General features: G+C 66.3%; 7 protein-coding genes. 5 read left to right on the plus strand and 2 right to left on the minus strand.

What is annotated here, in order from left to right:
• Nucleotides 1-78 precede the first annotated feature (78 nt).
• On the plus strand, nucleotides 79-3,369 hold the full coding sequence (locus DL891_RS05000; protein ID WP_232819007.1) for an ATP-dependent DNA helicase: 3,291 nt from the start codon (nucleotides 79-81) through the stop codon (nucleotides 3,367-3,369).
• Nucleotides 3,366-6,737 carry an ATP-dependent DNA helicase gene (locus DL891_RS05005; protein ID WP_232819008.1) on the plus strand — a complete coding sequence of 1,124 codons (3,372 nt, stop codon included), beginning with the start codon at nucleotides 3,366-3,368 and terminating at the stop codon, nucleotides 6,735-6,737. The genes DL891_RS05000 and DL891_RS05005 overlap by 4 nt, the downstream gene beginning before the upstream one ends.
• On the opposite strand, the gene DL891_RS05010 is transcribed toward DL891_RS05005, so the two are convergent.
• Nucleotides 6,677-7,744, minus strand: a complete 1,068-nt coding sequence (locus DL891_RS05010; protein WP_111719317.1) for a phosphotransferase — start codon at nucleotides 7,742-7,744, stop codon at nucleotides 6,677-6,679. The two genes, DL891_RS05005 and DL891_RS05010, sit on opposite strands and share 61 nt — an antisense overlap.
• An 80-nt stretch (nucleotides 7,745-7,824) precedes the next feature.
• Between DL891_RS05010 and nudC the strand changes: the two genes are divergently transcribed.
• The gene (gene nudC / locus DL891_RS05015) at nucleotides 7,825-8,763 is read left to right on the plus strand and encodes an NAD(+) diphosphatase (protein ID WP_111719318.1); all 939 of its coding nucleotides are present in this window, start codon (nucleotides 7,825-7,827) and stop codon (nucleotides 8,761-8,763) included.
• Nucleotides 8,753-10,480, plus strand: a complete 1,728-nt coding sequence (locus DL891_RS05020; RefSeq protein WP_111719319.1) for an ATP-dependent helicase — start codon at nucleotides 8,753-8,755, stop codon at nucleotides 10,478-10,480. The genes nudC and DL891_RS05020 overlap by 11 nt, the downstream gene beginning before the upstream one ends.
• An 865-nt stretch (nucleotides 10,481-11,345) precedes the next feature.
• Here DL891_RS05020 and DL891_RS05030 read toward each other — a convergent pair.
• Nucleotides 11,346-12,797 carry a zinc-dependent metalloprotease gene (locus DL891_RS05030; RefSeq protein WP_111719321.1) on the minus strand — a complete coding sequence of 484 codons (1,452 nt, stop codon included), beginning with the start codon at nucleotides 12,795-12,797 and terminating at the stop codon, nucleotides 11,346-11,348.
• Nucleotides 12,798-12,926: 129 nt separating this feature from the next.
• Between DL891_RS05030 and DL891_RS05035 the strand changes: the two genes are divergently transcribed.
• Nucleotides 12,927-14,069 (plus strand): PDZ domain-containing protein, encoded by a 1,143-nt coding sequence (locus tag DL891_RS05035; protein ID WP_232819009.1) that lies wholly within the window; start codon nucleotides 12,927-12,929, stop codon nucleotides 14,067-14,069.
• The last annotated feature ends 44 nt before the right edge of the window (nucleotides 14,070-14,113 follow it).

Consider the following 14,113-nt stretch of genomic DNA (forward strand, 5'->3'; position numbering starts at 1 on the left):
CTTCGCTTCGTGGATCGATCCTCTGGAGCAGATCTGGGCCAGAGGAGGAATGTCCCAGGCAGCCGATAGCGTGGTGCCGTGGAAGATTCACCAATCATCGAAACCGGTCATGGTCCGGGCGCGCAGGCTGACACGGCTCCGTCCGCCTTCGCAGGCGCACAGGTGCTCGTCGATGCGGAGCCCACAGGGCTCGATGACTCGCAGCGTGCCGTTCTCGCGCTCGACGACGACGAAACGGCCGCGGTGCTTGGTGGCCCGGGAACCGGCAAGACGCACACCATCGTCGAGTTGGTCGCCGAGCGCGTCGAGCTGCGCGGCTGGTCCCCTGACCGGGTGCTGGTGCTGGCCGCGACGCGCACCTCGGCCACCAGATTGCGTGATCGGATCGCGCTGCGGCTCGGTATCCCCACCGGCGGCCCTGTCGCGCGCACCGCGAACTCGGTGGCATTTCAAATCGTTCAGGAGGATGCCGCGATCCGGGGGCTCGAGCCGCCCACGCTGCTGACCGGGGGCGAACAAGACCAGATCATCGCCGACCTGATCCGCGGCGACCTGGAATCCGGGACCGGGCCCGACTGGCCAGAACCGCTGGATGCCGATGTGCGCGGGCTGCGCGGCTTTCGCACGCAATTGCGTGACCTGATGGCCCGCTGCGTCGAATATGGGCTGAGCACGACCGAACTCGCGGAACTCGCCCGACAGGCGCATCAGCCCCAGTGGTCGGCCGCCGCAGAGTTCATTCAGGTCTATGACGAGGTGAAGGCGAGTTTTCGCGACCGCCATTTCGATTCCGCCGAACTGGTGCGCCAGGCCACGTGGATCCTGAACGATTGGCCGACGGCCGAGGCGGGTGCCCTGGCCACGTCGCCATTGGCCGGGATCAGGCTCGTGGTACTCGATGACGCACAGGAGTCGACCCAGTCCACGATGACCCTGGTGCGGGCGCTGCACGCCCGTGGTGCCGCCGTGATCGCTTTCGGTGACCCCGATCTGACCTGCGGTACCTTCCGAGGTGCGCGTCCCGACACCCTGAGCCGGCTCGGCCGATATCTGGCCGACGCCCGCGGAGTCGGGCCGGCCGTGACAACGATGAGCCTGACGACTGATCACCGACGCGGAAAAGAGCTCGGTGAATTGCACCAGAAGATCGTCGGACACATCGGAACCGCCGGGGCGTTCGGCCATCGTCGGGTCGTGAGTGCGGCGGCGGCCGGCTCGGGCCCCGAGGTTCAGGCCGGCGAAACGCGAGCCGGCGACATTGATCGGATCCCCCTCAGCTGCGCCCACGCAACCAGCCCCGAGGATGAGATCGCGATCATCGCCAGGCGGTTGCGCGAGCGCCACATCTTCGGCGGCGTGCCATGGCGCAGAATGGCCGTGATCGTTCGAAGTGGCGCCACAGTCCCGTCGCTCGTGCGCGGGCTGGCCGCACTCGAAGTGCCCACCCGTGAGAAGAGCCCGCAAACAGCCCTGCGCGATCACTCGGCGGTGCGGGCGATGACCTCGGCACTCGACATCGCGCTGGGGCGCACCCACGTCGATGCGGAGGCCGTCATCGCGTTGCTGACCGGGCCACTCGGCGGGCTCGACCCCGTCGGGCTGCGTCGTTTGAAAGCGGCACTGCGTCACCAGGAGCTCGAATCAGACGGCCGTCGCGGCGCCGACGAACTGCTGGTCGAAGCCATCTCACTGCCCGGCTCGCTCGCGGCCATCGACACGGCCGTCGCCAGGCGGGCCGAACGCCTGCGGTCCAATCTCCACGCGGCGGGTGAAGCTGCGAGAAGCGGTGCGAGCATCGAAGAGCTCCTCTGGGGGCTCTGGGAACGCAGTGGCCTGGCCATGCCCTGGTACGAGCAGGCGTTGGGGCAGGGCATCATCGCCGATGAGGCCAACCGCAACCTCGACGCTGTCGTTGCGCTGTTCTCATCAGCCAGGCGCTTCGTCGAACGCACCCCCGACTTCCCGCCCTCCCAGTTCTTGGATCAGCTCGCTGACGCCGACGTGCCCGAAGACTCCCTGGCGCCGCGTGCCGCCGGGCAGGCGATCACGGTCAGCACCCCCGCGGGAGTGATCGGTGAGGAGTTCGACGTGGTGGTGATCGCCCGGGTGCAGGAGGGCGTGTGGCCCGACCTTCGGGTGCGCGGCTCTCTGCTCGGCGCCCAACTGCTGGCCGATCTGGCCTCTGGCGGCCCCGCACCGCACGAGGGAGCAATCGAGGATGACCCTTCCGAGGCGCGAACCGCAGTGCTCCACGATGAATTGCGCATGTTCGCCCAGGCTGCGTCTCGGGCCCGGTCAGAGGTCTTCATCACCGCAGTGGCCGACGAGGACAGCGTGCCGTCCCCGTTCTTTCGCCTGCTGCCACCACCCGACGAGAGCGCCGTCGGCGGCTATCCGCTTTCTCTGCGTGGGCTCGTCGGCCGGCTGCGCCGCGATCTCACTCGCAACCGTGATGCCGATGCCGCGCGGGCATTGGCACGGTTGGCGGCCGAGAACGTGCCCGGGGCCGACCCGCACCAGTGGTACGGCCTCGCCCCGATCAGTGTCGAGCGTCCGTTGGTCGACCTGGAAGCCCCGGACGCCACCGTCTGGGTGTCACCGTCGAGAATGGACGCATACGAGAAGTGCCCGCTGCACTGGCTGCTCGGCCAGATCGCCCCCGGGGCGTCGGGGGTGGCCCAGGGGCTCGGCACGGTCATCCACTCGGCCATGGAACACGCGGCCGAGGGCGAGGAGCCCACGAGCGCTGACGCGTTGTGGGACTCTGTCGACGGGCGCTGGGGCGAGCTGGCGTTCGATGCCTCGTGGGAGTCTGAGGTCGCCCGGGCCAGGGCGCGCGAGATGACCGGGCGACTGGCCTCGTATCTGCGCGACGCCCAGGCGGCCGGGGCCACACTGTTGGGGGCCGAGTTGCGTTTCAAGCTGCCGATACCGCTTGAGCAGGGCACGGTGCAATTGAGCGGATCGATCGACCGCGTCGAGGCATACCCGAACGGTACCGCAGTGATCGTCGATCTGAAGACCGGAAAGAACGAGCCCACATCGGATGCTGCGGTGGCCAAGCATTCACAGCTCGGCGCCTACCAACTCGCCTTCGCCGACGGTGCACTCGCCGAGGTGACCGGCGACCTCGCCTCGGGCGGCGCCAAGCTGGTGATCATCTCAGCCGGAACCCAGAAGAAGAACTACTACGACCCCGGACAGCTGCCGTTCGACGACGAACAGTTGGCCGCGTTCCGCAACCGCGTGGTCGAAGACGCCACGGGCATGGCCGGAGCCATCTTCGTAGCAAACGTCACATCGCACTGCGTCGACCCGTATTCGTTCGGTGACTGCCGGGTGCAGATCATCAAGGCGGTGAGCGCGTGAGCATCTCTGCGGTGCAACTCGCCAGGGCGCTTGGCCAGCCCGAGCCGACCGAGCAGCAGCAGGCCGTCATCGAAGCACCCCTCAGCCCGGCACTGGTCGTTGCCGGGGCGGGCAGCGGCAAGACCGAGACCATGGCCAACAGGGTGCTTTGGCTGCTGGCCAACAATCGAATCGACGTCGCCGAGGTGTTGGGGCTCACCTTCACCCGTAAAGCGGCGGGGGAGCTCGCCCTGCGCATCAACCGCAGAATCCAGCAGCTCCGTGAGGCGGGGCTGCTGGGAGCACCAAGCGCTTCCGGCGATGCTGCGGCAGGGCCCACCGACGTCGGGTCTTTCGAGCAGCCCACCGTGTCGACCTACAACGCCTTCGCGAACGGCATCTTCCATGACAACGCGCTTCTGGTGGGGCGGGAGCCCGAATCGGTGCTGTTGAACGAGGCGTCGAGCTGGCGGCTCGCCCGGCGCGTGGTCATCGAGCACGGTGATCACCGTTTGGTCCCCTTCCAGAAGACGGTCGACCAGGTGACCGACGCCGTGCTCGCCCTCAGCCGAGAACTGAGCGAAAGCGATGCCGGCCCGGACGAGATCCGCGAACTGGCCAACGATTTCGGTTACCTGGCCAACCTCCCGTACACCGAGGGCCGGGCCAAGGCGACGCCGTACGCGTCGGTCACCGAGGCGGTCGGCCATGTTCAGGCGTTGCCCGTGCTGACCGAACTGGCCATGCGCTATGCCGAGGAGAAGAAGCGTCAGGGCCTGGTGGAATACTCCGACCAGGTCGCGCTGGCGCTCGCCGTCTGCCGTAAGGTACCGACGGTGGTCGCGGGGTACCGAAGCCGGTACAAGGTCGTTCTTCTCGACGAGTATCAGGACACGTCAGTTGTGCAGACACGTTTGCTGAGCACTCTGTTCGCCGGGCACGGTGTGATGGCCGTGGGCGACCCACACCAGTCGATCTACGGCTGGCGCGGCGCCAGCGAAGCGAACCTCAGCCGGTTTCCGAACGATTTCTCCGGCGCCTCGCACTCCACGGGACGGTTCGCCCTGTCGGTCAGTTGGCGAAACGATCGCACCGTGCTCGATGCAGCCAACATTCTGGTGGACCCGCTGCGTAAGGTTGCGCGCACACCGGTTCTGCCGCTGGCGGCCAGCCCCGCCGCGGGTGAAGGCGCCGTGACCGCGCTGATGGCCGAAACGATTCAGGCTGAGGCGACCGGCGTCGCCGAGTGGTTGGCTGATGTGCTCGACATCGATCGCCGCACCCCTGGCTCCATCAACTCCGGCCGGTCGGCGGCGATCCTGTTCCGTGCCCGACGGCACATGGAACTGTTTGCCAGGGCACTGGCCGAACGCGGTGTTCCCCATCACATCCTCGGGCTCGGCGGTTTGCTCAGCACCCCAGAAGTCGTTGATGTTGTGAGCACGTTGCGGGTTCTGCACGACCCGTATGCCGGAGACGCGCTCGTGCGCCTCTTGGCCGGCGGTCGGTGGCGGCTCGGCGTGCATGATCTGAAGGCGCTGGCCGATCTGGCGGGATGGCTGCACTCGCGTGACTGGAGAATGGCCGCGTTGAGTGACGAGGTGAAGCAACGCATGCGGGAGTCAGTGGCCTTGAGCGACGGGCGATCCACCATCGATGCACTCGACTTCATCGCCAGCGCGCCGCCGACACATTCCCAGATGGCGGGGTTCAGCGAGCCGGGCCTCGCCCGGCTGCGCGACGCCGGGCGCCTGTTCGCCTCGTTACGCTCACGCGACCTCGGACTTCTCGACCTGGCGCGCCTGATCGAACAGGAACTGCTGCTCGATATCGAGGTGGTCGCCAACGAGACCCAGACGGTCGGCCACGGGAACCTGCACGCGTTCCACGACGAGATCAGCTCGTTTCTCGCGGCTGACGACCTGGGCACGATCGGTAGCTTTCTGTCCTGGCTGAAACGGGCTGAGCGACAGGACTCGATGGCGCCGCGCACCGAGGAGCCCGAGGCCGGCACCGTACAACTGTTGACGATCCATGGGGCGAAAGGGCTGGAATGGGATGCCGTGGCCGTGCCACGAATGGTGGTCGGAGAAATGCCGGGTTCGTCGAGGGAGGGCGCCGGCTGGTTGCGTTTCGGTACCCTGCCTTTCGAATTCCGCGGCGACGGCGCGGAGCTTCCCCAGCTCGGCTGGCGCGGGCTCGCAGCGCAGAGTCAGTTCAACGACGAGCAGAAACGGTTCAAGGCCGAATTGGCCGAGCGTCATCAGGCCGAGGAACGTCGCCTGGCCTACGTCGCGGTCACTCGCGCGCGTTCCGCCCTGTTCATGAGCGGATCGTTCTGGTCGGGACAGACCAAACCGAGGCCCCCGAGCCCGTTCCTGGCCGAATTGGTCGAGGCGGGGGTTCTTCCGGCACTGCCCGAGTCAAGCGAACACGAGGACAACCCGCTGGCCGACAACGGCCGCGTCGAGCCGTGGCCGCTCGACCCGCTGGGTGAGCGCCGCGGCGCGGTGCAGGCAGCAGCCATCGCGGTCGCCGAAGCCGGCCGTGCTGAATCGGGCCGTGCTGAATCGGGCCGTGCTGAATTCGGCGGTGCCGAATCCGGCGGTGCCGAATCCGGCGGTGCCGAATCAGGCAGTACCGCGGTCAACACCGCCGGTTCGTCCCGCTGGGAGCGTGATATTGATCTGCTGCTGGCCGAACGCGTCGCCAGGAGGCGTACCGCACACCAGATCGAGCTGCCCACGAGGATCCCGGCTTCCCGATTCAAGGATTTCGTGTACACCCCGAACGAAGTGGTCGCATCGTTGCGTCGCCCGATGCCGGTGCGCCCCTACCGACAGACACGGCTGGGAACCCTCTTTCACAGCTGGGTGGAGCAGCGCACGATCGGCGCCGCCCGGGGCACTGCCACCGGCGACCTGATCGACGCCTCCGAGATGGAACTCGACGACCAATGGCTTGACGCCGGCATCGATACCGAAGAACTGGCGCGGCTGCAAACCGTCTTCGAGGCTTCTGAATGGGGCCAGCGCATCCCGGAATACGTGGAGGAGGAGATCCACCTTCCGTTCGGGGACCGGGTGGTCATCTGCAAGATCGACGCTGTCTATGTGCAACCATCCGGCGACGACGGCCTCGAACGGTACCAAGTGGTTGACTGGAAAACCGGTAAGGCCCCGAACGACGAGGCCGACCTGGAATCCAGGCAGTTGCAGCTCGCGCTGTATCGCCTCGCATTCGCTCACGCCCACGGAGTCGACCCGGCGCAGGTCGACGCGGTCTTCTACTATGTGTCGGTCGACACCGTGGTCAGACCCAAGCGGCTCTATTCCGAGTCGGAACTCCGCTCACTCTGGTCGTCTGTGACCGGAGGGAGCCCGGTGTAGGTCGAGTTCAGGTCGTCGCCGGGTAAGGTCTCCAGCATCGCCTCGACGTCGGCGACCGCCATGATCGGGCCGGTCGCATCGGTCAACGGGTTCATCGCATCATCGCGCACGCTGTCGACCATCCGGTCGAGCATCTGAACGGCGTCGTCGACGACCACAGTATCTCGCTGCTCCAGCCCGTGCAGCAACCAGCGGGCCACCTCCAGCTCCGAATACAGTGTCGCGCGTTGCCTGATCTTCTGATCGGTCGAAGACGACCGGGCCATCGCGTAGGCATCGAACACCGAGTCCTGGGCTTCGGGGTGAAGACTCGAGAGCCAATGCAGGTCCCTGGCAGGGTCGCCGACTCGCAGAGAGGCCCAGCCGAGCACGGCTGTCACCGACTCCCCGTCGGTGAGAAAGGACGAACTGGTCATTGACCCGTGAATGAGCGCCGGGGAGAACTGCCACATTCCCGTGTCTGCCATCGCCCCCTCCCACCGGGTGCGAATGGTCGCGGGCAACAATCCGCTGCCGGCCGCCTGCTCGACGAGCGCGGCAGTGGATTGTTGGCATTGTTCGGTGCTGAGCGAGGGAAACGCGGAGTTCACGATCACCGAAGTGGGCAGCGCGTGGATCGCGGCCACCGTGCGGCCGATCGAGACCGCGACCGGCCCGGCCGGCGGAACCTGGCCGGGGGCGATGCTGCGGCCGGGCAGAAATTCATAGACGATCGCGCGGGCGGCCTTGGTGCGCAATTCACCCACCACAGTCGGAACGTCGAACGGGAGCCGACTGCGAACCCCGTGGCTGAGCAGTGCGAGCGCGGCAACCTCGGCGGCCTGTTCAGCTTCGGCTGTCTCGCCGTTCGGCACCCGCACCAGAAGCAGGCCGCCGCCTTTTTCGGTGAGCACCGCGGAGTCGTAGTCTCCCTGCTCACCGGTGGAGAACGGGCGGGCGTGGGTGATCGTGAGACCGGCCACGGCAGAAGCGGCCAACGCCGCTAGAGTGAGATGGGATCTGGCCATGCCTTCTAGGTTAGGTCGGTTCCGTGTTTCCGGGGGCATTCGCCACGCCTCTAGAGTCCTTCCCCGCGCAGATTGGTCGTATGTCTCGAATCGAACTGACCCGGCACCAGCGTTTTGAGGATGTCGTTGACCGCGATCATCGTTCGAGGCCGTCGCCCGAGCGTCTGCGTGAGTTGATGAGCGGCCCCGATGCGCGAGTGCTTCTGCTCTGGCGGGGGCGCACACTGTTGGTACAGGATCAGTACATCGGTTTGGTCGCTGCCTCCCGATGGGTTCGCTGGCCACACCGGATCTACCTCGGCCTGACGTTGCGCGCGTCCAAAACCGTCGACGCCCGGGCTGCCGTGTTCGCCGTTCTCCTCGACGATGCAACGGCGCTGGCCGAAGAGCCCGACGAGACCAGGTGGCACCCGCTTTTGACCGTCGGCGAAGATCTGGCCGATGTTGACCTGGCCCTGTTCACCCAAGCGGTCGCCGTCGGCAATTGGCACGAATCCAGCCGTTACTCACCCCGCTCCGGTGACGAGACGCGGGTGGAGCAGGGCGGCTGGGTGCGTCGATCACCCGCAGACAATTCGGAAGTCTTCCCGCGCACCGACCCCGCCGTGATCGTACGGATTCTCGATGATGAGGGCCGCATCCTGCTCGGCTCGAACGCACTCTGGGCAGCCAACCGGTTCTCGCTGCTGGCAGGATTCGTCGAACCGGGGGAGTCGCTGGAGTCGGCGGTCATTCGGGAGATGGAGGAGGAGTCGGGGTTACGCGTTGTCGACCCCGTCTATCTCGGCTCCCAACCGTGGCCCTTTCCCGCATCACTGATGTGTGGGTTCGAGGCGAGACTCGCCCCCGATCAAGACGCTCGTGAGCTCGTGCCTGACGGTGACGAGATCCTTGACCTGCGCTGGTTCAGTCGAGACGAGTTGAGAAACGCCCTACCGCACCTCGTGCTTCCGGGGCGGATGTCGATCGCCCGGGCGATCATCGAACAGTGGTACGGCGGCCCGCTCGATGACGAATGATTCACCCGAATCGCTGCTGGCCGGTCTCGACGACCAACAACGGGTGGCGGCCGAAGCGGTGCTCGGACCGGTGTGCATCCTCGCCGGGGCCGGCACCGGAAAGACGCGGGCGATCACCCATCGCATCGCATACGGCGTGGCCAGCGGGGTGTACGCGCCGAGCCGCGTGATGGCATTGACCTTCACGGCCAAGGCCGCCACAGAATTGCGCAGCCGTCTGCGAATGCTCGGGGCACCGAATGTCGCGGCCCGCACGTTCCACGCCGCGGCGCTCAGCCAGCTGAGCTATTTCTGGCCTCAGGTCGTCGGCGGCAACATGCCGAAGATCGTCGAGTCGAAGGGGCGCCTGCTCGGGCACGCGGCCGAAATGATCCGGGTACCCGTCACCACTGGTTCGTTGCGCGAGTTCGCGGCCGAGGTGGAATGGCGCAAGGTTTCCCGGCTGGGCATCGAACAGTACGCAAAGGCCCTGGAGTCCCGGCCGGTGCCGGGCAATCTCAGCGTCGACCAGGCGGTGGCATTGCAACAGGCCTACGAAGACATCAAGGACGAGCGTCGACTGATCGACTTCGAGGACATCCTCCTCGCCACGGCCGGCATGATCGAGGCGGAGCCCCGGGTGGCACTCCAGGTGAGGGAGCAGTACCGGTTCTTCGTCGTGGACGAATACCAGGACGTCTCACCGCTTCAGTACGAGTTGTTGCAGGCCTGGCTCGGTGACCGTCGGGACCTCTGCGTGGTCGGCGATGCCAGCCAGACCGTGTATTCGTTCGCCGGGGCCACGGCGACGTACCTGCTTGAGTTCGAGCAGAAGTACACCGACGCCCAGGTGGTGCGGTTGGAGCAGAACTATCGGTCGACGACCGAGATCATCCAGACCGCGAACGCGTTGATGCGCGGGCGGGCGGGATCGCTCGAGTTGCGGCCGGCGGCTGCCCGGGTGACGGAGCCGAGTGCCGCGGTGGTTCGTGCGGCATATCCCAGCGACGTTCTGGAGGCGCGCGCCGTGGCGCAGGCGATCAAGGCGACGATCGACAGTGGGGTGCAACCGAAGCAGATTGCGGTGCTCTACCGCATCAATGTGCAGTCGGCCGTGCTGGAAACAGCACTGGCCGACCTCGGCGTGCCCGTACAGTTGTCGGGTTCGACGAGATTCTTCGATCACCCCGAGGTGCGCCAGGCCGTGATGGCCCTGCGTGCCGCATCGGTGTCTATCGTGGGTGAGCCCCTGTTCAAGTCGGTCAGCGATGTGTTGCGTTCGCTGGGTTGGAGCCAGCACCCGCCAGAGACTGCCGGCGCGGTCCGTGACCGTTGGGAATTGCTCAACGCGTTGATGGGGCTGGTCGACCTCGTTCCGGCGGGCACGACATTCCGCGACTTCACCGATGACCTGCTGCAGCGACAGGCCGCGCACCATGCTCCCGATCTTTCGGCCGTCACCCTCGCCACGCTGCATTCCGCGAAAGGCATGGAGTGGGACACCGTGTTTCTGGTCGGGTTGAGTGAAGGCCTGCTGCCGATCAGTTACGCCACCACCCGGCCGCAGCAGGACGAGGAGCGGCGGCTGCTCTATGTCGGCATCACACGGGCGAAACGCGCGCTGCAGCTGTCGTATGCCGAATCCTCGGCGGGGCGGCGGGAGGTGCGAAGGCCGTCACGGTTCCTGGCAGAGCTTGACATCCGCACTCCGGATGGAAGACGACCGGACGCGTCGTAGCAGCCCCTGTCGCCACCACGAAGTGCCTGCTGATGCGGCCAAGATCCGCGACCGGTTCGCTCATCGAACAGATCGGTGCGCGGTTCACGGCTCGCTCGCGGCCGAGTGCGCGCACCAGGATGCGGGTGACGAGCGCTGCGATCTCCCAGGCGACGAGGGGCTGCTCGATTGTCGCACGACGGTGGAGCAGTTGTGCGGCGATGGCGACCCTGGCCGGGTCGAGATCGCGTCGATGGAGTTCCACGCAGTGCCAGCACGGGCTCACACCGGGCGAGATCAGGGGGCCGATGCCCACCTCGGTGTCTCCGAAGACGACCGGAAGGTGGGGAATGTCACGCCGCAACCAGGCGCCGGCACGGGGCGGGGTGATCACGAAGTGCGCCAGCAGTACGGCCGCGGCCACCTCGGCTGGGGCTCGCTCCGCTGAGCCCGAAACCACCGTGAACCCGGCTTCTGGCAGCAACGCCGCCAATCGTTCCGCGGTGGGACCCGCGCCATCGATGGCGATCAGCGGGAAGGATTCAACGGGTTTCTCCGTGGTCAGAACGGTCGGCCCCAGCGCGGCCAGGAGCGCCTCGACATCATCGGAGTCGGCACCCGCCTGCATCCCGATCATCTCGAGGCCGCTGCGGGTGATCCCCAGCCGAAGTGCCGCCACCATTCGCTCTTTGGCGGCGGACATCGTGTCGACGCGCGCGCGAGGTCGGTCCACTCCGATTTGAAGCATCCAGGGGGTGCGCCAGACGACCGCGAATCGGGGATCCAGGATCAGTACCATGCGCCGATTGTGCCGTGTTTCGGCGCACCGGCGTGAAATCTATCCACAGGCGTCCCGAGCCGAAGGGGGGAGCCGGGCGTTCCCCGCCTACGAGTCCGTGGCGTCCGTGTCGTCGCCAGAATTGCGGTCGGTGCCGCCACCGTCGCTGGTTTCGGCGTCGTTGCCGTCGGTCCCGTCGCCAGTGGCATCGTCGGCTCCGTGGTCGGTGGAAGGTTCGTCGCGAAGCAACTGCGCCAACGCCTGATCGAACTCGTCCGGTTCCGGCGCCGTGTCGGAGGACTCGGCCTGGAGCCTGGCCACCAGAGCGCTCGGATCGTCGAGATCGCTGGCGCCGGGAAGAATATCGGGGTGTGCCCACAATCGGTCTCGGGCCTCGGGCCCGACTGAGTCGCTGACCGCCTGCCACATGATCGCCGCCTCGCGCAGGCGGCGTGGCCGCAACTCCAGCCCCACCAGGGTGGCGAAGGCCGACTCAGCGGGCCCGCCGGAAGCGCGCCTGCGGCGCACCGTTTCGGCGATTGCGTCAGACTTGGGAAGGCGCTTGGTCGCGTCAGCGGTGACCTGATCGACCCAGCCCTCGACCAGGGCGAGCATGGTTTCAAGCCGCCCGAGGGCCGCGAGTTGGGCATCCGACTTGGGTGGGATCAATGCGCCACTGACCATGGCCTGTCGCAACTCCTCCGGGTTGGACGGATCGAAACTCGATGCGAGCTCTTCCAGCGCGGAGGTATCGATGTGCACCCCTCGGGCGAACTCGGTGATTGCCGAGATCAGGTGCAGACGCAACCAGCGGGCGTGCCTGAACAGGCGGGCATGGGCGAGCTCCCGCACCGCAAGATAGATCTGCACCTGGTCGGCGGGGATGTCTAGCCCAGCCCCGAATTCCTGCACATTCTGGGGCAGCAATGCGGCCTGCTGTTCGTTGAGCAGGGGGATGCCGATGTCGCCGCCCGAGACCACCTCGGTGGAAAGCTGCCCGACCACCTGCCCCAGTTGCACTGCGAACAGCGTGCCGCCGATCGAACGCATGATCTTGCCGGCTCCGGCGATCATCGATTGGAATTCCTCGGGCGCCTGTTCGGTGAGCATGTCAGTGAGGGAGTCAGAGATGCTGGAAGCGACGGGTTCGGCCATCTGAGTCCACAGATCCATGGTGGCGACAACCCATTCGGTGCGCGTCATCACCCGCGGGGTCGCCGTCAGCTCCGACACGAAGGTGACGTCATCCAGCCACAGGGCTGCAACCTGGAACGCCTGTTCGATGTCGTGGCGCAGCGCTGTGCTGGTCGGTGTCGCCGAGGCGCTTGCCGTCGTCTTGGCCTGGTCGAGGGCGAGGGACCAATTGATGGACCCGTCAGTTGTTCCACCGGCCATCGCCATGTTCAGCTGCCGCATCAGCTGCGCCATCGCGGCCGGGTCGTCGGGCAGTCCGGCAGCACTCGCCAATTGACTGGGGTCGATGCCACCGGCACCGGAAAGCAACTGGTTCAGCATTTCGCGGAACTCGTCTTCGGGACTCTTGTCGGAATCCTGGGCCATTGTGGCTCCCTCGTTCTACTCGGTTGTTTCCACGGTAGCCGCAGAACGTCTGAATATGATGGGTTTTCGCCTAGGCTGAAGTGTCTTCACAGTGCGCTGATCGCGAACAGACAAGCGAAAGGATGGGCGGTGGCCCTCTTCCCCGGCGACGACCTGAACGACGACTCGACCCCTGGCCTCCGTCCGCGCCGATCCACGGGCTCTGCTGGTGACCGCCGCCGAGGGCGTGGGCTGATCTTCCTGTTTGCCGCATTGCTGCTGGGAGTGGTTCTCGGGTCCATCCCGGCACCGTACGTGATTGAGAAGCCGGGACCGGTTTTCAACACGCTCGGTGAGGAGACCCACGATGGTGAACCGGTGCCGCTCATCACGATTCCCGACCACAAGACCTACCCGACCGCCGGGGCCCTCTACCTGCTCACGGTCTCCGCGGTCGGCCAGCCGGGCAACCTGCCGAACTGGTTCGAGGTGGCGCGGGCCTGGGTCGACCCGAGCGAGGCGGTGCTGCCGGTCGACCAGGTGTACGCGCCGGACCAGACGGTGGATGAACGCAACCAGGTCAACCAGGAGATGATGGTCAACTCCCAGCAGGAGGCGATCGCCGCGGCGTTCACCAATCTCGACATCGCCTACACCGCGACGCTTTCGGTCCAGCAGGTGATGGCTGATTCTCCCGCAACGGGCATTCTCAACGCGAAAGACGTGATCGTCTCGGTGAACGGGACCGCTGTGTCCGATATCACGGCGTTGCGCCAGGCGATCAACGACAATGGGACCACCAAGGCGGCCAAGTTGGGCATCACCCGGGACGGGAAGCCGCACACTGTCGAAGTGACCCCGGTCGAGAATCAGGGTTCGGTCATTCTCGGGGTGACGGTGTCGACGACCTTTGAATTTCCGTTCGACGTGAAGATCGAATTGGACAATGTCGGCGGACCGAGCGCCGGCATGATGTTCTCGCTGGGGATCATCGACAAGCTCACCCCGGGCGAGTTGAACGGCGGCACCGAAGTCGCGGGTACGGGCACGATCGACGCGGCGGGAAATGTCGGCCCGATCGGCGGGATCCGGCAGAAGATGTACGGTGCCAAAGACGCGGGTGCTGCGTGGTTCCTGGCTCCCGCGAAGAACTGCTCTGAGGTGGTCGGCAACATTCCGGGTGACCTTGAGGTGTTCGCGGTGGCAACCCTGGACGACTCACTGCACGTGCTGGAAGGCATCCGGGGAGGCACGGATCTCGATTCGCTGGCCCGCTGCACCACCGGCGGATAACGCAGGGTGCAGTCACAGCTGGGTAACGCAATGAGGAGCCCGGG

The sequence above is a fragment of the Homoserinimonas sp. OAct 916 genome, assembly GCF_003260275.1.
Lineage (GTDB): Bacteria > Actinomycetota > Actinomycetes > Actinomycetales > Microbacteriaceae > OACT-916.

Bases quoted from the DNA above. Each gene is read 5' to 3' on its own strand.
- DL891_RS05010 (WP_111719317.1), bottom strand. From the start codon at position 7,744: ATGGCCAGATCCCATCTCACTCTAGCGGCGTTGGCCGCTTCTGCCGTG.
- nudC (WP_111719318.1), top strand. From the start codon at position 7,825: ATGTCTCGAATCGAACTGACCCGGCACCAGCGTTTTGAGGATGTCGTT.
- DL891_RS05020 (WP_111719319.1), top strand. From the start codon at position 8,753: ATGACGAATGATTCACCCGAATCGCTGCTGGCCGGTCTCGACGACCAA.
- DL891_RS05030 (WP_111719321.1), bottom strand. From the start codon at position 12,797: ATGGCCCAGGATTCCGACAAGAGTCCCGAAGACGAGTTCCGCGAAATG.